Here is a 20,815-nt window from a genome sequence, read left to right as displayed (position 1 = left end):
GCCTTCTCTGCAGCTGCAAGGGCAGACCATGACCGACAAACAACATCCCCCCACACACCCCGAAGAAACCGATGCCGCCCGCCGCCGCCTGCTGCTGCGTGGCGGGGCCGTGGCCGGTGGCCTGGCCGCGTTTGCCGCCGGCTATGGCGAAACACTGGCCCGCGGCGCCAAGGGCCTGGTGGCCGGCACCTCCGGTACCAGCACGGCAAGCGCCACGCGCGGCAACTCGCTGACCCCGGAATTCCGCATCGACCCCACCACCGGCCAGCTGAGCACCCAGCCCGGCCAAGTGGTCAGCCCCTCGTCCTGCCTGGGCTGCTGGACCCAGTGCGGCGTGCGCCTGCGCGTGGACAGCGCCAGCAACCAGATCCTGCGCATTGCGGGCAACCCCTACCACCCGCTAGCCACCACCAACCCCGCGCCCATGGAGACCCCGGTGCGCGAGGTCTATGCCATGCTGGGCGGCGACAACGGCCTGGAAGGGCGCGCCACCAGCTGCGCCCGCGGCTCGGCCATGCTGGCGCACCAGACCGCGCCGCACCGCGTGCTGACCCCGCTCAAGCGCGTCGGCCCGCGCGGCGCCGGCCAGTGGCAGAGCATTTCACTGGAACAGCTGGTGAAGGAAATCAGCGAAGGCGGCGACCTGTTCGGCGAAGGCCATGTGGAGGGCCTGGCGGCCATCCGCGACACGCGCACGCTGATCGATCCCGAGAACCCCGAATACGGCCCCAAGGCCAACCAGCTGCTGGTGACCGACGCCTCCAACGAAGGCCGCACCCCGCTGATCAACCGCTTTGCACGCCAGGCCTTTGGCACGGTGAACGTGGCCAACCACGGCGCGTACTGCGGCCAAAGCTACCGGGTGGGCACGGCGGCGGCGCTGGGCGACATCCCCGGCATGCCCCACGGCAAGCCGGACTGGAAGCACTCGCGCTTTGGCCTGTTCATCGGCACGGCGCCGGCCCAGGCGGGCAACCCCTTCCAGCGCCAGGGCCGCGAGCTGGCCGAGGCCCGCTCACGCAAGGAGCAGACCTACCGCTACGTGGTGGTGTCCCCCGTGCTGCCCACCTCCTCCAGCCTGGCCGCCGGCGACAACAACCGCTGGCTGCCCATCAAGCCGGCCACCGACCTGGCACTGGCCATGGCGCTGATCCGCTGGATCATCGACCATGAGCGCTACGACGCCCAGTTCCTCACGCAACCCGGCCCGGCCGCCATGGCCGCCGCGGGCGAGGCCAGCTGGAGCAACGCCACCCACCTGCTGATCAACGACCCCCAACACCCGCGCTATGGCCAGTTCCTGCGCGGGGCCGACCTGGGCCTGCCCATGCCCGAGCCGGTGGACGAAAAGACCCCGGCCGAAGACGTCTATGTGGTGCAGGTGGCCGATGGCAATGGCGGCTTCAAGCTGGTGCCCCACACCGTGGCCCAGCCGGCGGAGCTGGTGGTGGAGCGCGCATTCACCCCGCTGCAGGCAGCCGACGCGACCGAAGCACCCGTGCCCATCGCCGTGTGCACCGCCTTCGTCAAGCTGCGCGAGGAAGCGCGCCGCAAGACGCTGCTGGAATATGCCGAGCTGTGCGGCGTACCGGTGCAGGACATCGAAGAACTGGCGCGCGAATTCACCAGCCACGGCAAGCAGGCCGTGGCCAACTCCCACGGTGGCACCATGAGCGGGGCGGGCTTTTACACCGCCTACGCCATCGCCATGCTGAACAACCTGATCGGCAACCTCAACGTCAAGGGCGGCTGGGTGATGGATGCCGGGCCTTTCGGCCCCTTCGGCCCCGGACCGCGCTACAACTTCGCGCAGTTCCCGGGCGCGGTCAAACCCACCGGCGTGACCTTGTCGCGCACCCGCTTCCCGTACGAGAAGACCAGCGAGTTCCAGCGTAAGAAGGCCGCGGGCGAGAACCCCTACCCCGCCAAGGCCCCGTGGTACCCGGCGCCAGGCGGCCTGTCCAGCGAGATGCTGGCCGCCGGCCTGCTGGGCTACCCCTACCCGGTCAAGGCCTGGATCAACCACATGAGCAATCCCATGTACGCGATCGCCGGCTTCGAGAACACGCTGGCCGAGGCCATCAAAGACCCGAAGAAGCTGCCGCTGTTCGTGTCCATCGACCCCTTCATCAACGAGACCTCGGCCCTGGCCGACTACATCGTCCCCGACACCGTCACCTACGAAAGCTGGGGCATCGGCGCGCCCTGGGCCGATGTGATCGCCAAGAGCAGCACCGTGCGCTGGCCCACCGTGGAGGCAGCCACCGCCAAGACGGCCAACGGCCGCCCTGTCAGCTTCGAGAGCTTCGTGTTTGCCCTGGCCCGGCAACTGCAGCTGCCCGGTTTTGGCACACACGCCATGTCCACCAAGGACGGTCAGCCGCTGGACCTGGACAACGCGGAAGACTTCTACCTGCGCGGCATGTGCAACATCGCCTACCAGGCGGGCCGGCCCGTGCCCGAAGCCAGCGACGATGACATCGCCCTGACCGGACTGGGCCGCTGGATGCCCGCGCTAGAACAGCGCCTCCAGCCCGAGGAGGTGCGCCGCGTGGCCATGGTGATGAGCCGGGGCGGCCGCTTCGACAAGGTGGACGATGCCTGGAAGGGCGACCAGCTCAAGCAGGCCGCCAAGTTCCCCGTGCAGTTGTGGCACGAGGGGCTGGCCAAGATGCGCCACTCCATGACCGGCGAGCGCTATGTGGGCTGCCCCACCTGGTACCCCACCCGCTTCGCCGACGGCAGCAGCATGCGCGAACACTTCCCCACGCAGGAATGGCCGCTGAGCATGAGCAGCTACAAGTCCAACCTGATGAGCAGCATGTCGATCGCCGCGCCGCGCCTGCGCCAGGTGCACCCGCACAACCCCATCAGCCTGCACAAGGCCGATGCGGCCAAGCTGGGGATTGCCAATGACGACAGGATCGAGGTGCGCACGCCCGGTGCCCGGCTGGAGGGAGTGGCCCTGGTGCGCGAGGGCATTGCCCAGGGCGCAATTGCCATCGAATACGGCTATGGCCACAAGCAGCTGGGGGCCGTGGCCCACACCGTGGATGGCCAGCCCACCGACGCCAACCCGCAGCACGCCAACGGCGTGAACCTGAACCACCTGGGCTTTGCCGACCCCACGCGTCCGGCCAAGGACAACGTGTGGATCGACTGGGTCTCGGGCGCCGTGGTGCGGCAGGGGCTGCCGGTGCGGGTGCGCAAGCTCTGACAGGGCTCGGCGGCAGGCCGTGCCACAACGCCCGCCCACCGGCCAAGCTGGTGGGTTTTTTGCGTGGTGGCCGGCCCTGGGGGCCCGCCCCGGCGCTCACTCCTGCACGGCGGAGTTCAGGCTGCGGTAATGCGCCTCCAGCATTGCCTGGAATTCGTGGGCGGGAATCGGCCGGGAATACAGGTAGCCCTGGGCGTAATCGCAGCCCATCTCTTTGAGCAGATCGCGCTGCTGCTCCGTCTCCACACCCTCGGCAATCACCTTCAGCCCGACCTTGTGGGCCATCATGATGATGGCCTCGCACAAGGCCTGGGTCTCGTTGCCCGGAGCCAGGTTGCTGGTGAAGGACTTGTCGATCTTCAGGTAATCGATGTCGAACTTGGTCAGGTAGGACAGCGAGGAATACCCGGTGCCGAAATCATCGATGGCCACCTGGATGCCGGCGTCGCGGAAAGCCAGCAGCTTCTCCTCTATGAACGGCTCCTGCCGCAGCAGCAGGCCCTCGGTGATTTCCGCGACGATGTGCTTGCCAGGCAGCTCCAGGGTCTCCAGCAGCCGGACCCAGTCGAGGTGCTCGGGACTGCGGTCGCGGAACTGCACCGGCGACTTGTTGATGCTGATGGCCAGGTCGTCGCCGACGATGGACAGCCATTTCTTGGCGTTCTGCGCCGCCCGCATGAAAATCCAACCGCCAATCTCCACAATCGCCCCGATGTCCTCGGCGATCGGAATGAACACGGCGGGGCTGATGAAGCCGCGCGTCGGGTGCCGCCAGCGCAACAGCGCCTCGGCCTTGTGGATCCGGCCGGTGGCCAGCTCCACGATCGGCTGATAGTAATCCTTGAACTGGTTGAGCGCCATCGCCTGGCGCAGATCGCGCACCAGCTGCATGCGCTGCAGCGCAGACTCCTGCATCGACGCGGTGAAAAAGCGAAAGCAGTGGCGCCCCTCGTTCTTGGCCGCGTACATGGCCTGGTCGGAGTGGCGCAGCATCTCGATGGCATCGCCGGCATCGTCGGGATAAATGCTGATCCCCAGGCTGGCGGTGCTGTAGACGTGCTCGTCCCCGAGGGCATAGGGGCACGCCAGCTGGTCCAGGACCTTCTGCGCCAGCTCGGTCAGGTGGGTCAGGTGGGTCACATCGGCCAGATCGGCGATCAGGATGCAGAACTCATCGCCCCCCAGGCGGGCCACGGTGTCCGACTCGCGCACGCTGCGCCGGATGCGGGCACCGGCCTGGATGATCAGTTGGTCGCCCACCGGGTGGCCCAGGGTGTCGTTGACTTCCTTGAAATGGTCCAGGTCGATGAAGATCAGTGCCACCTTGTTCTGGCTGCGCTCGGCGCGCTTGAGCACATCCGTCAAGCGGTCGTTGAGCAACAGCCGGTTGGGCAACTGGGTCAGGCTGTCGTAGTTGGCCTGCTGCCAGATGGCATCGTTGGCGATCTTGCTTTCGGTGATGTCGATGTGCGTGCCATTCATCACCAGGGGCAGGCCCTCGGGGGTTCTGGAGATCAGCCGGCCACGGTCGGACACCCACACCCAGTGCCCGTCCTTGTGCCGCATGCGCATCTCGCTCTCGTAATACTGGGTCTTGCGCGCAAAGTGCAGCTCCAGCCGCTCCATCGTCAGCGCCATGTCGTCCGGGTGGGTGAGCCGGGTCCAGGTGTCCACCGTCCAGGGCCGGATCTCCTCCAGGGTGTAGCCCAGCATCTGCGCCCAGCGTTCGTTGAAGACGCACGCACCGGTCTGCACATTCCACTCCCAGGTGCCGGCCCGTGTGGCATCCAGGATTTCCTGCAAGCGGCTGCGCTCCAGCCCCAGCTGGCTGGCCTGGGCCTGGATTTCCGTGGTCTTCTTCTTCACCGCCACCCGCAGCAACCAGATCCACAGCGCCAGGATCCCCCCCAGCGCCGCAATCGCCAGCAAGCCGTATTGCACCAACTGTGAATACGACAGCCGGTGGACCGGGCGCCCCTTCCACTTTTTTTCCAGGGCCTCTCGCGCCTCCAGCGGAATGGCTGCCATGCCACGCTCCACCAACTCCAGGGTGGCCAGGTCGTTCTTTCGGACAGCACGTCGAAAATCATCAAAATAAAAAGAAAATGCCTTGCGAATGTGTTTATCGGCATCCATCAGGTACAGGTAATAATCCGCCGGATATTCATCCATGCAAAATATTTTTATTTTTTGCGCCAGCGTATCGCTGATCATCTGGCGATACCCATCGTAGGTCTGCAAACCGCCAACCCCAGCCGCATTCAGCTTGGCGATGCACGCATCCCCTTTTTGCACGCCGACCACAAAACCGGACAGCTCGCGCGGTGACGAAATGCCGACGATGCCATCCAGGGTGTAGATATTGGCATTCACCCGTTCATAAGGCTGGGAAAAGCTGTAGGCGTCTTCGCGCTCCGGCGTGCGGAAGATCATTTCGATCACATCCGCCTGGCCATTCAATAGCTGCTGCTGGGCATCGCCCCAGGATGTGGCCACCAGGTTCACGCGCACGCCGGTTTGCTGCTCCCACAGCGCCCAAAGGTCTGCGATATAGCCCACCGTGTTGCCGCTGGCATCCTTGAACAGGTAGGGTGGGTAATTGTCATCCCCCACCACCGTGATGGTGCGCGCCTGCAGATTGCCAAGCAGGCACAGGGCCATGAAAAGACCCCTGCAAATGGAAAACCAGCATTTACTTTTTTTCATTTATAGACCGATGCAATATCTTTCCACAAGCCATTGATTGGATGGTGCGACTCGGCAGTCCGAGGCTCGCGCCATGGCATCTAAAAATAAAATGAAATCGGTTTTTCCGCCCTCTCTGTATCCCTGTATTGGCCGCAGCGCGGCTGAGTCCAGCAGCCCGCACCGCAAGCTGCGTGCCCGGTCCGGGGCAGGCCCTTCCCCTGGGACTGCAGCGACATGGGGTGGGTGCCACTTGGCCGCACCGTTTCAATTTGGCACGCCAGGCTTTGTCTGGCAAGGCCGCCACGGCGCAAGGGATGGCCTGGATCAGGGCCATGCCCTTGACTTTCCCACGTCCCCCGCCGTGCCCCCAGCACGCGCTAGCCGCCGATCGGCGTGCACAGCTCGATCAGCGTGCCGTCGGGGCTGCGCACATAGGCCACGACCTGACCCCAGGGTTTGCGCGTCGGCGCGGACAGCTGCACGGCCCCGGCCTGCAAAGCCCGGGTGTACGCCTGCTCCACATCCTCGGTGACCAGCCCGATCTCCATGCCCAGGGGCTGGACAGACTCCGAAGCCGCCACATGCCCGCCAGGGAAATTGCCCTCGCCCAAGGCATGCGCGGCAAAGGCCAGGGTGGTGGCCCCGGTGTCCAGCTCGCCGTAGGTGCCGGATTCGTGCAAGAACTTCACAGCAAAACCGAATGCGTCGGAAAAAAACTGCAGAGAGGCCGCCACCTCCGGTACATAGACGATGGTGTATCCCAGTTTCATGGTGCTGTACTTTCTTGTTGACATGTGCGGGTGATGTCCCAAGGGTAACCCGGTGGCCGGTGCCTGCCCAGGCGGGCCGCCCGATGGCCACCGAAGTGCCCGATCTTCAGGGCCGGCACCGAGCTTGATGCGCATCAATTTATAGCCAAATCAGGCCCTGACGCACATCCAGCCAGCGCAAACAGCTATCAAACCTGATGAACGGTGACCCGCACGGCGCCACTGCGTTAATGGCTCCCGCCTACACTCGCCCACTACCTGCGCCAGACCGAATTTGCCCATGCACATCCTGATCGTCGAAGACAACCCCCTGGTGGCCAGCGGCCTCAAGAGCGGCTTGGAACTGCATGGTTTCACCTGCGACGTGGCCGCCACGCAAGCACAGGCTGGCAGCCACCTGGCCGCCAGCCACTTCGATGCCTGCGTGCTGGACCTGGGCCTGCCCGACGGGAACGGTCTGGACCTGCTGCGTGCCTGGCGCGGCCGTGGCAAGGACCTGCCCGTGCTGATCCTGACGGCACGCAGCAGCCTGGAAGACAAGGTGGCCGGCTTCCAGACCGGCACCGACGACTACCTGACCAAGCCCTTCGACCTGCAGGAGCTGGCCCTGCGGCTGCAGGCCCTGCTGCGCCGCGCGGCGGGCCGGGCCAGCGATGCGCTGACGCTGGGCGATTGCCAGATCAACCCCGCCACCTGCGAAGCCTGGCGCGACGGCCAGGCCATCGAGCTGTCGCGCCGTGAATGGGCCTTGCTGACCGCCCTGCTGCAGGCCCGGGGCCGGATTCTCAGCCCCGCGCAACTGCACGACAGCCTGTATGGCTTCGACCTGGACGTGGGCAGCAACACCGTCAACGTGCACGTGCACCACCTGCGCAAAAAGCTGGGCAATGACACCATTGAAACAGTGCGTGGCCTGGGGTTTCGACTGGGCACGCGTTACTGCGCGCACGCTGCATGAGCACGCACCGCCATTCCGACCCGGGCCAGCCTGTGGCCGCACTGCAGACCGCGCCCAAGAGCCTGCGCCTGCGGCTGGTCGTCGCACTGAGCCTGACCCTGTGCATGCTGTGGGGCAGCGTGGCGGCCTGGATGTTCCCCACCATGCAGCGCGAGCTGCGCCTGGTGCTGGACAACCGGCTGATTGCCTCGGCCAAGATGGTCGCTGGGCTGGCACACCAGTTCCAGCAGCAGGACACGCCGCTGGGCGCCCAGCACACCGCCCTGCAATCCGTCATCGGCCGCGACGGCGTGGCCTGCGAAGTCAGCCTGGTGCGCAGCGAGGTCGACATCGTGCCGCTGGCGCGCACCGACAACAGTCCCGGTTTCAGCCCCGCCCCCAGCGGTTTTGGCCAGATCGAAAAAGGCGGCAAGCTGTGGCGCACCTACGTGCTCGAGGACCACGGCATCCGCATCGCCACCGCCGACCGGCTGGATGTGCGCGATCAGCTGGTGACCGCATTCGCCCGCACCCTGGTGCTGCCCTTTGTGCTGTCGCTGGCGGGCGTGGTGGTGCTGAGCTGGTGGATCACAGGCTGGGGCCTGCAGCCCCTGCGACAGCTGGGGCAGGTGCTGGCACAACGCCCACCGCAGGACCCCAGCCCTGTTCAGATCGGGCTGGACACGGTGGAGCTGGCGCCGCTCACCCGCAATCTGAACCAGTTGCTGGCGCGCATGGATGCAGCCCTGGAACACGAACGCCGCTGGACCGCCGATGCGGCCCACGAACTGCGCACGCCGCTGACCGCCATCAAGACCCACACGCAAATCGCCCAACTGGTGCTGGAACGCCAGGCTGCGACCGAGTGCACGCAGGCCCAGCAGGCCCTGGCGCAGGCGCACGCGGGCATCGAGCACATGCACGCCACACTGGAACAATTGCTGCAGTTGGCCCAACTGGAAAACACCTGCAACGCCACCGCGCCCGCCAGTTGTGCCAGCGGCCCGCACATCGTGGCCGCACTGCGCCAGGCGACCAACCAATCCCTGGAACGCGCGCGCAGGCTGGCCGCCCAGGGGCAGCAGCCCGTGCCCCAGTTGCACACCGTGGTCGACGTCACCCTGGAAAGTGCCGAAGCCTGGCAGTTGCACCTGCCCCCGGCGTTGCTGACCTGCGCCATCACCAACCTGCTGGACAATGCGCTGCGCCACCACCGTGGCCCCCTGCCCGTGACCGTGCGCATGCAATTGCACACCGCCAGCACACCGGGCGCGCCAGGCTCACTGGTGGTGAGCGTCGAGGACCACGGCGCCGGTCTGAACACCGAGGAACGCAGCCAGGCCCTGCAGCGCTTTTGGCGCAAGGCAGCCAACTCCCCCGGCAGCGGACTGGGACTGACCATCGTGCAGCGCATTGCCCACAGCGCCGGTGGGCGCTTGGAGTTGCAAGCACATGCCGACGGCACACCTGGCCTGTGTGCCCAGCTGCATCTGCCGGCACAGCCACCCACCATTGCTACCTGCGCGCCTGCCGTGGCGACACCCCTCTCCCATGCATGAAAAAACCTGCGTGGACTTGCCCCTCCAGGCGCGCAAGCCAACAAAAAACCCTCTTGAATCTCCGATTCAAGAGGGTTGTCAGATGGTGCGTGATACATGGATCGAACATGTGACCCCTGCCGTGTGAAGGCAGTGCTCTACCGCTGAGCTAATCACGCAATGCCAGCATTGCTGCTGGCTTTAAATTGTGGTGCGTGATACATGGATCGAACATGTGACCCCTGCCGTGTGAAGGCAGTGCTCTACCGCTGAGCTAATCACGCAGTGCCGGCATTGCTGCTGGCTTTAAATTGTGGTGCGTGATACATGGATCGAACATGTGACCCCTGCCGTGTGAAGGCAGTGCTCTACCGCTGAGCTAATCACGCAGTGCCGGCATTGCTGCTGGCTTTAAATTGTGGTGCGTGATACATGGATCGAACATGTGACCCCTGCCGTGTGAAGGCAGTGCTCTACCGCTGAGCTAATCACGCAGAACCAGCATCGCTGCTGACTCAAAATTTGGTGGGTGATACATGGATCGAACATGTGACCCCTGCCGTGTGAAGGCAGTGCTCTACCGCTGAGCTAATCACCCGTTTGTCAGTGTTCCGACAAGACTTAGATTATGTCACAGCTTGCGCCGCGTCTTTTCCAATTCGCCAAATAGTTTTACCGCCGGACGATTTGTCCAGATCGGCCAGCACGGCATCGTGCGCAGCCAACTCCTGCGCGTTGGCCTTGAGCACGGGCAGCACCATGGCACGCAGATCCAGCACGGGCAGCGCATCGCTGGCCTCTTGCTCCTGCGGGGACTCGTCATCTTCCGGCATGACCAGGGCGTTCTGCCCGCGCGTCATGTTGATGTAGACGTCGGCCAGCAATTCCGCATCCAGCAACGCCCCGTGCAGGGCCCGACCGCTGTTGTCCACATCCAGCCGCGAGCACAGCGCATCCAGGGAATTGCGCTTGCCAGGGAACATCTCCTTGGCCATGGCCAAGGAGTCGGTGATCCCCTCCACATAGTGGGTCAGCGGCTGCAGACCCAGCAACGAGAATTCCTTGTTCAGGAAACCCACGTCGAACGGCGCATTGTGGATGATCAGCTCCGCCCCTTGCAGGTAGGCCAGGATGTCCTGGACCATGGCCTCAAACTTGGGCTTGTCGCTCAGAAACTCGGTGGTCAGGCCGTGGACGCGCAGGGCATCGGGGTGGCTGTCGCGCCCGGGGTTGAAATACAGGTGCAGGTTGTTGCCCGTGAGCTTGCGGTTGACCAGCTCCACGCAGCCCAGCTCAATGATGCGATCCCCGCCCTCTGCGGACAGGCCCGTGGTTTCGGTATCCAGAACAACGAGGCGCGACATAGGTCAGTGGTTTTCCTTGGCGTGGTTGATGGAGTACTTGGGGATCTCCACCACCAGATCCTTCTGTGCCACGATGGCCTGACAGCTCAGGCGCGACTGGGGCTCCAGCCCCCACGCGCGATCCAACAGGTCCTCTTCCTCTTCTTCGGCGTCGTTCAGCGAGTTGAAGCCTTCGCGCACGATCACATGGCAGGTGGTGCAGGCGCAGCTCATGTCGCACGCATGCTCGATCTTGATGTTGTGGTCCAGCAAGGCTTCACAGATCGAGGTACCTGCGGGCGCTTCGATCTCAGCGCCAGCCGGGCAGTATTCGGGGTGGGGAAGAATTTTGATTACAGCCATGTTCTTATGAATCAAGTAAGAGATTGGACGTTCTTGCCAGCCAGCGCATCACGAATGCCGCGGTTCATGCGCTCTGCCGCAAAAGCTTCCGTGCCTTTGGCCAGGGCCTGCGTGGCCGCTTCGATCACCGCCGCATCGGCCGCGGTCACCGTGGCACGCAGCGCATCCATCAAAGCCGTGATTTCACCACGCTGTGCCAGCGACAGCAGATCACCATCGGCATCCAGCGCACTCTGGGTCGCCAGCAGCATGCGATCGGCATCCACGCGCGCCTCGACCAGGGCCCGGGTCTGCATGTCTTCCTGGGCGGTGCTGAAGCCTTCCTGCAGCATGCGTGCCACCTGGTCATCCGACAGGCCATAGGATGGCTTGACGGCCACCTGGGCTTCCACGCCGCTGACCTGCTCCTTGGCATGCACGGACAGCAGGCCGTCGGCATCCACCGTGAAGCTCACACGGATGCGTGCAGCACCCGCCGCCATCGGCGGGATGCCGCGCAGCTCGAAACGCGCCAGGCTGCGGCAGTCCTGCACCAGATCGCGCTCGCCCTGCACCACGTGGATGGCCATGGCCGTCTGGCCGTCCTTGTAGGTCGTGAAGTCCTGGGCGCGGGCCGTGGGAATGGTTTCATTGCGGGCAATGATGCGCTCGACCAGCCCCCCCATGGTTTCCACACCCAGCGACAGCGGGATCACATCCAGCAGCAGCAATTCACCAGCGGCATTGTTGCCCGCCAGTTGGTTGGCCTGGATGGCAGCCCCCAAGGCCACCACCTCATCCGGATTCAGGTTGGTCAGGGGCTGCTTGCCAAACAGCTGGGCCACGGCCTCCTGCACCTGCGGCATGCGGGTCGAACCACCCACCATGACCACGCCCTGCACGTCCTCCACCGTCAGCTCGGCATCGCGCAGTGCCCGGCGCACCGCCTGCAGCGAGCGCTTGGTCAGGTGCTCGGTCGCCTGCGCGAAATCCGAGCGCGCCACCGCCTGCTGCAGGGCCGCGCCACTGGGCAACTGCACAGCGAATTCGGTGTGCTCGACATCCGTCAGGCGCTCCTTGCAGGCCTTGGCCGCCACCCGCAGGGCCGCCCAGTCCTCCGCCGACTGCGCCTGCACCCCGGTCTGGGCCAGCACCCACTGGGTCAGGGCAGCGTCGTAGTCATCACCGCCCAGGGCCGAGTCGCCCCCGGTGGAGATCACCTCGAACACCCCCTGGGTCAGGCGCAGCACGGAAATATCAAAGGTGCCGCCGCCCAGGTCGTACACGGCGTAGGTGCCTTCGCTGGCATTGTCCAGGCCGTAGGCAATCGCTGCCGCCGTGGGTTCGTTGATCAGGCGCAGCAGGTTCAGGCCCGCCAGCTTGGCCGCATCCTTGGTGGCCTGGCGTTGCGCATCGTCGAAGTACGCTGGCACGGTGATGACCGCACCGTAGAGGTCATCGTTGAACGTGTCTTCCGCGCGGTAACGCAGCGTGGCCAGGATTTCGGCACTGATTTCCACGGGACTCTTGGTGCCAGCGCGGGTCTGCAGGCTGACCATGCCCTGCTCGGCCTGCGGCTCGAAGGTGTAGGGCAGTTGCTGCACCTGCGCCCCCAGGTCGGACAGGCTACGGCCCATGAAGCGCTTCACCGACACGATGGTGTTGGGCGCGTCCTCCACTTCGTGTCCACGCGCCTCGTAGCCAATCTGGCGCTTGCCTTCGGGGGCATAGCGCACCACGGACGGCAACAACACCCGCCCTTGGTCATCCGGCAGGCACTCGGCCACGCCGTTGCGCACCGAGGCCACCAGGGAATGGGTCGTACCCAGGTCAATCCCCACCGCGATGCGGCGCTGGTGGGGGTTGGGCGATTGACCGGGTTCGGAGATTTGCAATAAAGCCATGTTCATCAGTCTCTGTGTGAACGGAATGCTCCGCTCAGGACGCCCGCACCGGGGTGTGCTGGACGCGACGTTGCATGCAACGACTGGGTTATTGTTCCAGTTGCTCGCGGCGGCGTTCGATGTCTTGCGCAAAGCGCTCAACAAACATGAGGGATCTCACCACCTGTACGGCCTGCGTCGCCCCCTCCTGCGACGCCAGCAGGCGCTCGCAATTTTGAAGCATCTGACGCTTGACCAGCATGACTTCGTCGGCCAAAGCATCCACATCCGCTTCGGAGTCGGCTTCTTCCAGCGCCTCGCGCCATTCCATCTGCTGCATCAGGAATGCCGCAGGCATCGCCGTGTTGTCCTCGGCACGCACAGGCACGCCAAACAATTCACACAGGTAGGCCGCGCGCTTGAGCGGGTGTTTCAGCCGCTGGTAGGCCTCGTTGATGCGCACCGACCATTGCATGGCCACCCGCTGCGCCACACCGCCTTCACCGGCAAAGCGGTCGGGGTGGGTCTGCTTTTGCAGCTCTTTCCAGCGCTCGTCCAGCACCGCGCGGTCCAGCGCAAACTGCCGGGGCAAGCCCATCAATTCGAAATCGTCAGACTGAAGGTTCATCTCAATAAAAAACCGCCAGCACTGCTGCAATGGCGGTTTGAAAAATCAGGGGCAGCACAACCGCCCTTCAGCAATTAGATCCGGAAGCTTTCTCCACAGCCACAGCGATCACGCTCATTGGGGTTGTGGAACTTGAAGCCCTCGTTCAAACCTTCGCGCACGAAGTCCAGCTCCGTGCCGTCGATGTACGCCAGGCTCTTGGGATCGATCATCACCTTGATGCCATGGCTTTCGAACACCACATCTTCAGGTTCGGGCGCGTCCACGTACTCCAGCTTGTAAGCCAGACCGGAGCAGCCGGTGGTCTTGACCCCCAGACGCACCCCGATCCCCTTGCCACGCTTGGTGAGGTAACGCCCCACGTGGCGTGCAGCAGCATCCGTCAGCGTGACAGCCATGGTTATGCAGCCGAGGCAGTTTCGCTGTGCTTGGCGCGGTAGTCGTCGACCGCGGCCTTGATGGCATCTTCCGCCAGGATCGAGCAGTGCACCTTCACGGGGGGCAATGCCAGCTCCTCGGCGATCATGCTGTTCTTCAGCGCAGCCGCTTCGTCCAGCGTCTTGCCCTTCACCCACTCTGTCACCAGGGAGGATGAGGCAATCGCCGAGCCGCAACCATAGGTCTTGAAGCGCGCATCTTCGATCACGCCCGTTTCAGGGTTGACCTTGATCTGCAGCTTCATCACGTCACCGCAGGCGGGTGCACCCACCATGCCGGTACCCACGCTGTCATCGCCTTTTTCAAACGAGCCAACGTTGCGGGGATTTTCGTAGTGGTCAATGACCTTGTCGGAGTAAGCCATGATGTCTACCTCTTCAAATTCAATCTATGTGACGGCTCAGTGCGCAGCCCACTGGATGGTGCTCAGGTCCACACCGTCCTTGTACATTTCCCACAGCGGGCTCAATTCACGCAGCTTTTCCACGTTCTTGCGGATGGTCGCAATCGCGTAATCGATCTCTTCCTCGGTGGTGAAGCGGCCGATGGTCATGCGCAGCGAGCTGTGTGCCAGCTCATCGCTGCGACCCAGGGCGCGCAGGACATAGCTGGGCTCCAAGCTGGCCGAGGTGCATGCCGAACCCGAGGAAACGGCCAGGCCCTTGATACCCATGATCAGGGACTCACCTTCGACGTAGTTGAAGCTGATGTTCAGGTTGTGGGGGACGCGGTGCTCCATATCCCCGTTCACGAACACCTGCTCAATGTCCTTCAGGCCTTCCAGCAGGCGCTGCTGCAGGCGCTTGGCGTGGTCGAAGTCCTGCTGCATTTCTTCCTTGGCGATGCGGAAGGCTTCACCCATGCCCACGATCTGGTGCGTGGGCAGGGTGCCCGAACGCATGCCGCGCTCATGGCCGCCACCGTGCATCTGGGCCTCCAGGCGCACACGGGGCTTGCGGCGCACGTACAGCGCGCCAATGCCCTTGGGTCCATAAGACTTGTGCGAAGCCAGGCTCATCAGGTCGATGGGCATGGTCTGCATGTCCAGCGGCATCTTGCCCGTGGCCTGTGCAGCATCCACGTGGAAAATGATGCCCTTCTCACGGCACAAATTGCCGATCGTGTTCATGTCCTGGATCACGCCGATCTCGTTGTTCACGGCCATCACGCTCACCAGGATGGTGTCGGGGCGGATGGCTGCCTTGAACACCTCCAGATCCAGCAGGCCGTTTTCCTGCACGTCGAGGTAGGTCACCTCGAAGCCCTGACGCTCCAGCTCACGCATGGTGTCCAGCACGGCCTTGTGCTCGGTCTTCACGGTGATCAGGTGCTTGCCCTTGCCTTGGTAGAAGTGCGCGGCACCCTTGATCGCCAGGTTGTCAGATTCGGTGGCACCACTGGTCCACACGATTTCACGGGGGTCGGCATTGATCAGCTCCGCCACCTGGGTGCGGGCCTTTTCAATCGCTTCCTCCGCTTCCCAACCCCAGGCATGGCTGCGCGATGCAGCATTGCCAAAGTGCTCACGCAGCCATGGGATCATGGCGTCCACCACGCGCGGATCGCAAGGTGTGGTCGCACCGTAGTCAAGGTAGATGGGGAAATGTGGGGTCATGTCCATGGCTGGCTCTACTGATATCTGTCTGGCAACGCCGGGGTTGCCGATTGAAAACTTGTCCTTGCCTGCCGAGCGCACCCGGCGGGCCGATCACACCATCAAGATTTGGCGAATACGTTGCCCAGTGCGAACACCGAGTTGGGGGCATTCACGCGGATCGGCTTGACCACGGGTGCGGTCGAGATGGCGCGACGCACCACGGGCTTGTCCTCGATCTGGATGCCCTTGGCCAACTGTTCATCAACCAGCTTCTGCAGCGTCACGGAGTCCAGAAACTCCACCATGCGCTGGTTCAGCGCGGACCACAGCTCGTGGGTCATGCAGCGACCGGCCTCACCCATACAGTTTTCTTTGCCACCACATTGGGTGGCATCGATGGGTTCGTCTACCGACACGATGATGTCAGCCACCGTGATTTCTGCAGCCTTGCGAGCCAGGGTGTAGCCACCACCAGGGCCACGGGTGGATTCCACCAGCTCATGACGACGCAGCTTGCCGAACAGCTGCTCCAGGTACGACAGGGAAATTTGCTGGCGCTGACTGATGGCAGCCAGCGTGACAGGACCATTGTTCTGGCGCAGTGCCAGATCGATCATGGCGGTGACCGCAAAGCGGCCTTTTGTTGTGAGACGCATCGTGAGCTCCTTCAGTCAGGCTGTTAGTTACAGAAACATCAATCGCGGTCAATCGGACTGATACCGTCTCCGCCCTTACTCCAGCGCCCTGCCCGTAACCAGCAGGCGCAGAGCCCTTCTCCTAAGAAGTCTTTTGTTGTTGTTGAGTGATAACCCGAAGTATACCAGAAACCCCATCAATTTTGTCGGATACCGCCAATCAACGTCATCAACGCAAGCTATCAAGGAGAAAAAAGTGTTGAAAATCAAGCCCCAAACAGTTTCTGCTTGAGCACGGCCAGCTGGTCCCGCAGACGGGCTGCGGCCTCGAACTCCAGGTTCTTGGCATGCGCCAGCATGTCCTTTTCCAGCTTCTTGATGGCCTTGGCCAGGTCGGCCTCCGACATCACGACCTCGGCTTCGTGGCGCACCTGGGCCCGCGCCTGGTCATCGGCCGCCCGGCCGCTTTTTTCGCTGTAGACCCCATCAATCAGGTCTTTCACCCGCTTGACAATCGCCTGCGGCTGAATGCCGTGCGCTTCGTTGTACGCGATCTGCTTGGCGCGGCGGCGCTCGGTTTCACCGATGGCCTTGCGCATGGAGTCGGTGATGCGGTCGGCGTACAGGATGGCCTTGCCATGCAGGTTGCGCGCCGCACGGCCAATCGTCTGGATCAGGCTGCGCTCGGCCCGCAGGAAGCCTTCCTTGTCGGCATCCAAAATGGCCACCAGCGACACCTCGGGAATGTCCAGCCCCTCGCGCAGCAGGTTGATGCCGACCAGCACGTCAAACACCCCCAGGCGCAGGTCGCGAATGATCTCCACACGCTCCACGGTGTCGATGTCCGAGTGCAGGTAACGCACCCGCACGCCGTTTTCGGTCAGATAGTCGGTCAACTGCTCGGCCATGCGCTTGGTCAGCGTGGTGATCAGCACCCGGTCCCCGCGCTGCTCGCGCAGTCGGATTTCCTGCAGCACATCGTCCACCTGGTAGGTGGCGGGCCGCACCTCGATCTCGGGATCCACCAGTCCCGTTGGGCGCACAACCTGGTCAACCACCTGCCCGGCATGGGTCTTTTCGTAATCCGCGGGCGTGGCCGACACAAAGATCACCTGGCGCATGCGCTGTTCAAACTCCTCGAACTTGAGCGGCCGGTTGTCCAGCGCCGACGGCAGGCGAAAGCCATACTCCACCAGCGTGGTCTTGCGCTGCTTGTCGCCGTTGTACATGGCGTTGAGCTGGCCGATCATCTGGTGGCTCTCGTCCAGGAACATCAGCGCGTCCTTGGGCAAGTAGTCGGTCAACGTGCTCGGCGGCTCGCCGGGTGCCGCCCCGGACAGGTGGCGCGTGTAGTTCTCAATGCCCTTGCAGTGCCCCACCTCGCTCAGCATCTCCAGGTCAAAGCGGGTGCGCTGCTCCAGGCGCTGCGCCTCCACCAGCTTGCCCATGTCCACCAGTTGCTTGCTGCGCTGGCGCAGCTCTTCCTTGATGGTTTCGACGGCCGCCAATACCTTGTCGCGCGGCGTGACGTAGTGGCTGCTGGGGTAGACCGTGAAGCGCGGGATGCTCTGGCGGATGCGCCCGGTCAGTGGGTCGAACAATTGCAGGCTGTCGACCTCATCGTCAAACAGCTCGATGCGCAGCGCCAGCTCGGAGTTTTCCGCCGGAAACACGTCGATGGTGTCGCCACGCACGCGGAACGTGCCGCGCGAGAAATCCTGGTCGTTGCGCTGGTACTGCATGCGGATCAGCTGGGCGATGACATCGCGCTGGTTCATTCGGTCGCCAGTGCGCACCGTCATGATCATCTGGTGGTAGCTCTCGGGCTCGCCAATGCCGTAGATGGCCGACACCGTGGCGACGATGACCACGTCGCGCCGCTCCATCAGGCTCTTGGTGCACGACAGCCGCATCTGCTCGATGTGCTCGTTGATGGCGCTGTCCTTCTCAATGAACAGGTCGCGCTGCGGCACATAGGCCTCGGGCTGGTAGTAGTCGTAGTAGCTGACGAAGTACTCCACCGCGTTCTTGGGAAAGAACTCGCGGAATTCGCTGTACAGCTGCGCCGCTAGGGTCTTGTTGGGCGCAAAGATGATGGCGGGCCGCCCCAGGCGCGCGATCACATTGGCCATGGTGAAGGTCTTGCCCGAGCCCGTCACACCCAGGAGGGTCTGGAAGGCCTCGCCATCCTGCACCCCCTCCACCAGCTTGGCGATCGCCGACGGCTGGTCGCCCGCCGGCGGATACGGCTGAAACAACTCGAACGGCGAGCCGTCAAAGTGGGCAAAAGTGCCTTCTGGCGCAGCGGTGCTGGTGGATTCTTGCATAGCGTTATGTGCGGCGCGCATGGCGCACCCGGGAGTAAAATGCCGAGTTAACCCTCGAGCCTAACCCATCAGGTGGGGGCCTTTAGCGTTATATCTACCCCTCAAGGACGATTCATGTCTCTGTTTACCGCCGTCGAAATGGCCCCCCGCGACCCCATCCTGGGTCTGAACGATCAATTTGCCGCCGACACCAACCCCAACAAGGTCAATCTGGGCGTGGGCGTGTACTTCGACGACAACGGCAAGCTGCCCCTACTGCAATGCGTACAGGCCGCGGAAAAGGCCATGATGGACAAGCCTGCCGCGCGCGGCTACCTGCCCATCGACGGTATTGCGGCCTACGACAACGCCGTCAAGGGCCTGGTGTTCGGTGCCGACTCCGACGTGGTCACCTCCGGCCGTGTCTCCACCGTGCAAGCGATTGGCGGCACGGGCGGCCTGAAGATCGGCGCCGACTTCCTGAAGAAGATCAGCCCCAACGCCAAGGTGCTGATCTCCAACCCCAGCTGGGAAAACCACAAGGCCATCTTCACCAACGCGGGCTTTGAAGTCGGCACCTATGCCTACTACGACGCCGCCACCCGCTCGGTCGACTTCGCCGGCATGCTGGCCGACCTGAACGCCGCCGCCGCCGGCACCATCGTGGTGCTGCACGCCTGCTGCCACAACCCCACCGGCTACGACATCACCGCCGCCCAGTGGGATCAAGTGATCGCCGTCGTCCAGGCCAAGGGCCTGGTCGCCTTCCTGGACATGGCCTACCAAGGCTTTGGCCACGGCATCGCCGAAGACGGCGCCGTGATCGGCAAGTTCGTGGCCGCCGGCCTGAACATCTTCGTGTCGACCTCCTTCTCCAAGAGCTTCAGCCTGTACGGCGAGCGCGTGGGCGCCCTGTCCGTGGTCGCCAACGACAAGGAAGAAGCCGCGCGCGTGCTGTCGCAGCTGAAGATCGTCATCCGCACCAACTACTCCAACCCACCCACCCACGGTGGTGCGGTCGTGGCAGCCGTGCTGAACAACCCCGAGCTGCGCGCCCTGTGGGAAAAGGAACTGGGCGAGATGCGCGTGCGCATCAAGGAAATGCGCCAAAAGCTGGTGGACGGCCTGAAGGCCGCCGGCGTGACCCAGGACATGTCCTTCATCACCACCCAGATCGGCATGTTCTCGTACTCCGGCCTGTCCAAGGACCAGATGGTGCGCCTGCGCTCCGAATTTGGCGTCTACGGCACCGACACCGGCCGCATGTGCGTGGCCGCGCTGAACAGCAAGAACATCGAACACGTCTGCAAGTCGATTGCCGCCGTGATCTAAAGGACCGCGCTGTCCAAGCAAAAAGCCACCCGCAGGTGGCTTTTTTTATGGCCGGTGTATTCAAAATACCTAGCTGGTTGCGCACATCAGACAAGGGATTTCTTATGTTTAGCGTCTGAAACTTTGTTTTGATCAGCGCCAGCAGCTATCAAAACCACGAATCGACGCCCAGGCGTCAACCCTGAACGCTGCGCTGGTTTACAAAACCGGCATGCACACCACACCGCCCCTGCAGCCGCTCAGCGGCACCCACATCCTGAGCCTGGCGCTGAACCTGCCCGGCCCTGCCGCCCTCATGCGCTGCCGCGACATGGGTGCGCACTGCACCAAGCTGGAGCCCCCCACCACACCGCCCCAGCCCAGCGCCGACCCCATGCACAGCTACAGCACCGCGGCCTACGACCAGTTGCATGCCGGCATGCAGGTCCTGCACGCGGACCTGAAAAGCACCGCCGGCCAAGCCACGCTGCACCAGGCGCTGGCGCAGACCGACGTGCTGCTCACCTCCTTCCGCCCCGCTGCCCTGGACAAGCTGGGACTGTCCTGGGAAAGCCTGCACGCCCGCCATCCACGACTGTGCATGGTGCGCATCTTCGGCAGCACCGACCCCGACGAAGCCAACCACGCCGGGCACGACCTGACCTACCAGGCCCAGGCCGGCCTGACCGATGACGGCCACCTGCCCGCCAGCCTGTTCGCCGACATGGCCGGCGCCGTCATGGGCAGCGAGGCCGTGCTGCAAACCCTGCTGCAGCGCTGCCGCAGCGGCCACGGCCACTGTCTGGATGTCGGCCTGGCGCAGGCCGCGCAATGGCTGGCACTGCCGCGCCACTGGGGCATGACCACGCCGGGCGGTGATGTCGGCGGTGCCCACGCCGGCTACCGCATGTACCCTTGTGCCGACGGCTGGGTCGCCCTGGCGGCGTTGGAGCCGCACTTTGCCCAGCGCATCGCCCAGGTGGCCGGGCTGGTGCAGCGCGACGGCAGCCTGTCCAGCATGCACCACCGCAGTTCTCACGCCGCGCTGGAGCATTTTTTTGCGCCCCTCCACTGTGAACAGCTGGCAGCGATGGCAGCACAAAGCGATATCCCCCTACATGTGATTCCCACACAGGACAAATAATCTTTGTCAAGCAGGAGGCATTGATTTGAAACTATGAC

The 20,815-nt window shown here is 63.8% G+C and carries 16 protein-coding genes and 5 tRNA genes; 5 read left to right on the top strand and 16 right to left on the bottom strand.

All coding sequences use genetic code 11. From position 1 onward, the window contains the following. The first annotated feature begins 28 nt into the window (after positions 1 to 28). Entirely contained in the window at positions 29 to 3,217 is a 3,189-nt protein-coding gene (locus tag KAQ61_RS06240; RefSeq protein ID WP_210930810.1) for a tetrathionate reductase subunit A, read from the top strand. A gap of 96 nt (positions 3,218 to 3,313) precedes the next feature. On the opposite strand, the gene KAQ61_RS06235 is transcribed toward KAQ61_RS06240, so the two are convergent. Continuing rightward, positions 3,314 to 5,878 carry an EAL domain-containing protein gene (locus KAQ61_RS06235; RefSeq protein WP_210930809.1) on the bottom strand — a complete coding sequence of 855 codons (2,565 nt, stop codon included), beginning with the start codon at positions 5,876 to 5,878 and terminating at the stop codon, positions 3,314 to 3,316. Positions 5,879 to 6,282: 404 nt separating this feature from the next. After that, positions 6,283 to 6,675 (bottom strand): VOC family protein, encoded by a 393-nt coding sequence (locus KAQ61_RS06230; RefSeq protein WP_045266715.1) that lies wholly within the window; start codon positions 6,673 to 6,675, stop codon positions 6,283 to 6,285. A gap of 280 nt (positions 6,676 to 6,955) precedes the next feature. Between KAQ61_RS06230 and KAQ61_RS06225 the strand changes: the two genes are divergently transcribed. Next, positions 6,956 to 7,633, top strand: a complete 678-nt coding sequence (locus KAQ61_RS06225) for a response regulator (RefSeq protein ID WP_210930808.1) — start codon at positions 6,956 to 6,958, stop codon at positions 7,631 to 7,633. Beyond that, entirely contained in the window at positions 7,630 to 9,171 is a 1,542-nt protein-coding gene (locus KAQ61_RS06220) for an ATP-binding protein (RefSeq protein ID WP_244982997.1), read from the top strand. The genes KAQ61_RS06225 and KAQ61_RS06220 overlap by 4 nt, the downstream gene beginning before the upstream one ends. Before the next feature lie 83 nt (positions 9,172 to 9,254). On the opposite strand, the gene KAQ61_RS06215 is transcribed toward KAQ61_RS06220, so the two are convergent. The 14 genes from KAQ61_RS06215 to uvrB all read right to left on the bottom strand — a co-directional run bounded on the left by KAQ61_RS06215 (position 9,255) and on the right by uvrB (position 18,343). Beyond that, positions 9,255 to 9,329: transfer RNA gene (locus KAQ61_RS06215), tRNA-Val, on the bottom strand. Between the two features lie 30 nt (positions 9,330 to 9,359). Continuing rightward, positions 9,360 to 9,434: transfer RNA gene (locus KAQ61_RS06210), tRNA-Val, on the bottom strand. A 30-nt stretch (positions 9,435 to 9,464) separates the two neighbouring features. Next, positions 9,465 to 9,539, bottom strand: a tRNA-Val gene (locus KAQ61_RS06205). 30 nt (positions 9,540 to 9,569) lie between these two features. Continuing rightward, a tRNA-Val gene (locus KAQ61_RS06200) sits at positions 9,570 to 9,644 on the bottom strand. Between the two features lie 29 nt (positions 9,645 to 9,673). Further along, a tRNA-Val gene (locus KAQ61_RS06195) sits at positions 9,674 to 9,748 on the bottom strand. Between the two features lie 28 nt (positions 9,749 to 9,776). After that, complete coding sequence (gene dnaQ, locus KAQ61_RS06190) at positions 9,777 to 10,514, bottom strand: DNA polymerase III subunit epsilon (protein WP_210930807.1); 738 nt, start codon at positions 10,512 to 10,514, stop codon at positions 9,777 to 9,779. A 3-nt stretch (positions 10,515 to 10,517) separates the two neighbouring features. Then, complete coding sequence (fdx, locus tag KAQ61_RS06185; protein WP_042412781.1) at positions 10,518 to 10,856, bottom strand: ISC system 2Fe-2S type ferredoxin; 339 nt, start codon at positions 10,854 to 10,856, stop codon at positions 10,518 to 10,520. 11 nt (positions 10,857 to 10,867) lie between these two features. Further along, the gene (hscA, locus tag KAQ61_RS06180; protein ID WP_210930806.1) at positions 10,868 to 12,739 is read right to left on the bottom strand and encodes a Fe-S protein assembly chaperone HscA; all 1,872 of its coding nucleotides are present in this window, start codon (positions 12,737 to 12,739) and stop codon (positions 10,868 to 10,870) included. An 88-nt stretch (positions 12,740 to 12,827) separates the two neighbouring features. Further along, positions 12,828 to 13,346, bottom strand: coding sequence for a Fe-S protein assembly co-chaperone HscB (gene hscB, locus KAQ61_RS06175; protein ID WP_043377904.1), 519 nt, complete (start codon positions 13,344 to 13,346; stop codon positions 12,828 to 12,830). A 74-nt stretch (positions 13,347 to 13,420) separates the two neighbouring features. Continuing rightward, a complete protein-coding gene (iscA, locus tag KAQ61_RS06170) occupies positions 13,421 to 13,744 on the bottom strand; it encodes an iron-sulfur cluster assembly protein IscA (protein WP_042412779.1) in 324 nt (107 codons plus the stop codon). 2 nt (positions 13,745 to 13,746) lie between these two features. Continuing rightward, positions 13,747 to 14,148 (bottom strand): Fe-S cluster assembly scaffold IscU, encoded by a 402-nt coding sequence (gene iscU / locus KAQ61_RS06165; RefSeq protein ID WP_043377907.1) that lies wholly within the window; start codon positions 14,146 to 14,148, stop codon positions 13,747 to 13,749. A 36-nt stretch (positions 14,149 to 14,184) separates the two neighbouring features. Further along, on the bottom strand, positions 14,185 to 15,405 hold the full coding sequence (locus tag KAQ61_RS06160; RefSeq protein ID WP_210930805.1) for an IscS subfamily cysteine desulfurase: 1,221 nt from the start codon (positions 15,403 to 15,405) through the stop codon (positions 14,185 to 14,187). A gap of 95 nt (positions 15,406 to 15,500) precedes the next feature. Beyond that, positions 15,501 to 16,037, bottom strand: coding sequence for a Fe-S cluster assembly transcriptional regulator IscR (gene iscR / locus KAQ61_RS06155; RefSeq protein ID WP_042412774.1), 537 nt, complete (start codon positions 16,035 to 16,037; stop codon positions 15,501 to 15,503). Positions 16,038 to 16,282: 245 nt separating this feature from the next. Further along, on the bottom strand, positions 16,283 to 18,343 hold the full coding sequence (gene uvrB / locus KAQ61_RS06150; protein ID WP_210930804.1) for an excinuclease ABC subunit UvrB: 2,061 nt from the start codon (positions 18,341 to 18,343) through the stop codon (positions 16,283 to 16,285). Positions 18,344 to 18,457: 114 nt separating this feature from the next. Here uvrB and KAQ61_RS06145 point away from each other — a divergent pair, with 114 nt between their 5' ends. Continuing rightward, on the top strand, positions 18,458 to 19,654 hold the full coding sequence (locus tag KAQ61_RS06145) for an amino acid aminotransferase (protein ID WP_210930803.1): 1,197 nt from the start codon (positions 18,458 to 18,460) through the stop codon (positions 19,652 to 19,654). 211 nt (positions 19,655 to 19,865) lie between these two features. Then, a complete protein-coding gene (locus tag KAQ61_RS06140) occupies positions 19,866 to 20,777 on the top strand; it encodes a CoA transferase (RefSeq protein ID WP_210930802.1) in 912 nt (303 codons plus the stop codon). The last annotated feature ends 38 nt before the right edge of the window (positions 20,778 to 20,815 follow it).

It is taken from the genome of Comamonas aquatica (assembly GCF_018064205.1).
In the GTDB taxonomy this organism is placed as follows: domain Bacteria; phylum Pseudomonadota; class Gammaproteobacteria; order Burkholderiales; family Burkholderiaceae_C; genus Comamonas; species Comamonas aquatica.
This window is presented reverse-complemented; position numbering and strand designations above follow the sequence as displayed.

Bases quoted from the DNA above. Each gene is read 5' to 3' on its own strand.
- KAQ61_RS06240 (WP_210930810.1), top strand. From the start codon at position 29: ATGACCGACAAACAACATCCCCCCACACACCCCGAAGAAACCGATGCC.
- KAQ61_RS06235 (WP_210930809.1), bottom strand. From the start codon at position 5,878: ATGGCCCTGTGCCTGCTTGGCAATCTGCAGGCGCGCACCATCACGGTG.
- KAQ61_RS06230 (WP_045266715.1), bottom strand. From the start codon at position 6,675: ATGAAACTGGGATACACCATCGTCTATGTACCGGAGGTGGCGGCCTCT.
- KAQ61_RS06225 (WP_210930808.1), top strand. From the start codon at position 6,956: ATGCACATCCTGATCGTCGAAGACAACCCCCTGGTGGCCAGCGGCCTC.
- KAQ61_RS06220 (WP_244982997.1), top strand. From the start codon at position 7,630: ATGAGCACGCACCGCCATTCCGACCCGGGCCAGCCTGTGGCCGCACTG.
- dnaQ (WP_210930807.1), bottom strand. From the start codon at position 10,514: ATGTCGCGCCTCGTTGTTCTGGATACCGAAACCACGGGCCTGTCCGCA.
- fdx (WP_042412781.1), bottom strand. From the start codon at position 10,856: ATGGCTGTAATCAAAATTCTTCCCCACCCCGAATACTGCCCGGCTGGC.
- hscA (WP_210930806.1), bottom strand. From the start codon at position 12,739: ATGGCTTTATTGCAAATCTCCGAACCCGGTCAATCGCCCAACCCCCAC.
- hscB (WP_043377904.1), bottom strand. From the start codon at position 13,346: ATGAACCTTCAGTCTGACGATTTCGAATTGATGGGCTTGCCCCGGCAG.
- iscA (WP_042412779.1), bottom strand. From the start codon at position 13,744: ATGGCTGTCACGCTGACGGATGCTGCTGCACGCCACGTGGGGCGTTAC.
- iscU (WP_043377907.1), bottom strand. From the start codon at position 14,148: ATGGCTTACTCCGACAAGGTCATTGACCACTACGAAAATCCCCGCAAC.
- KAQ61_RS06160 (WP_210930805.1), bottom strand. From the start codon at position 15,405: ATGGACATGACCCCACATTTCCCCATCTACCTTGACTACGGTGCGACC.
- iscR (WP_042412774.1), bottom strand. From the start codon at position 16,037: ATGCGTCTCACAACAAAAGGCCGCTTTGCGGTCACCGCCATGATCGAT.
- uvrB (WP_210930804.1), bottom strand. From the start codon at position 18,343: ATGCAAGAATCCACCAGCACCGCTGCGCCAGAAGGCACTTTTGCCCAC.
- KAQ61_RS06145 (WP_210930803.1), top strand. From the start codon at position 18,458: ATGTCTCTGTTTACCGCCGTCGAAATGGCCCCCCGCGACCCCATCCTG.
- KAQ61_RS06140 (WP_210930802.1), top strand. From the start codon at position 19,866: ATGCACACCACACCGCCCCTGCAGCCGCTCAGCGGCACCCACATCCTG.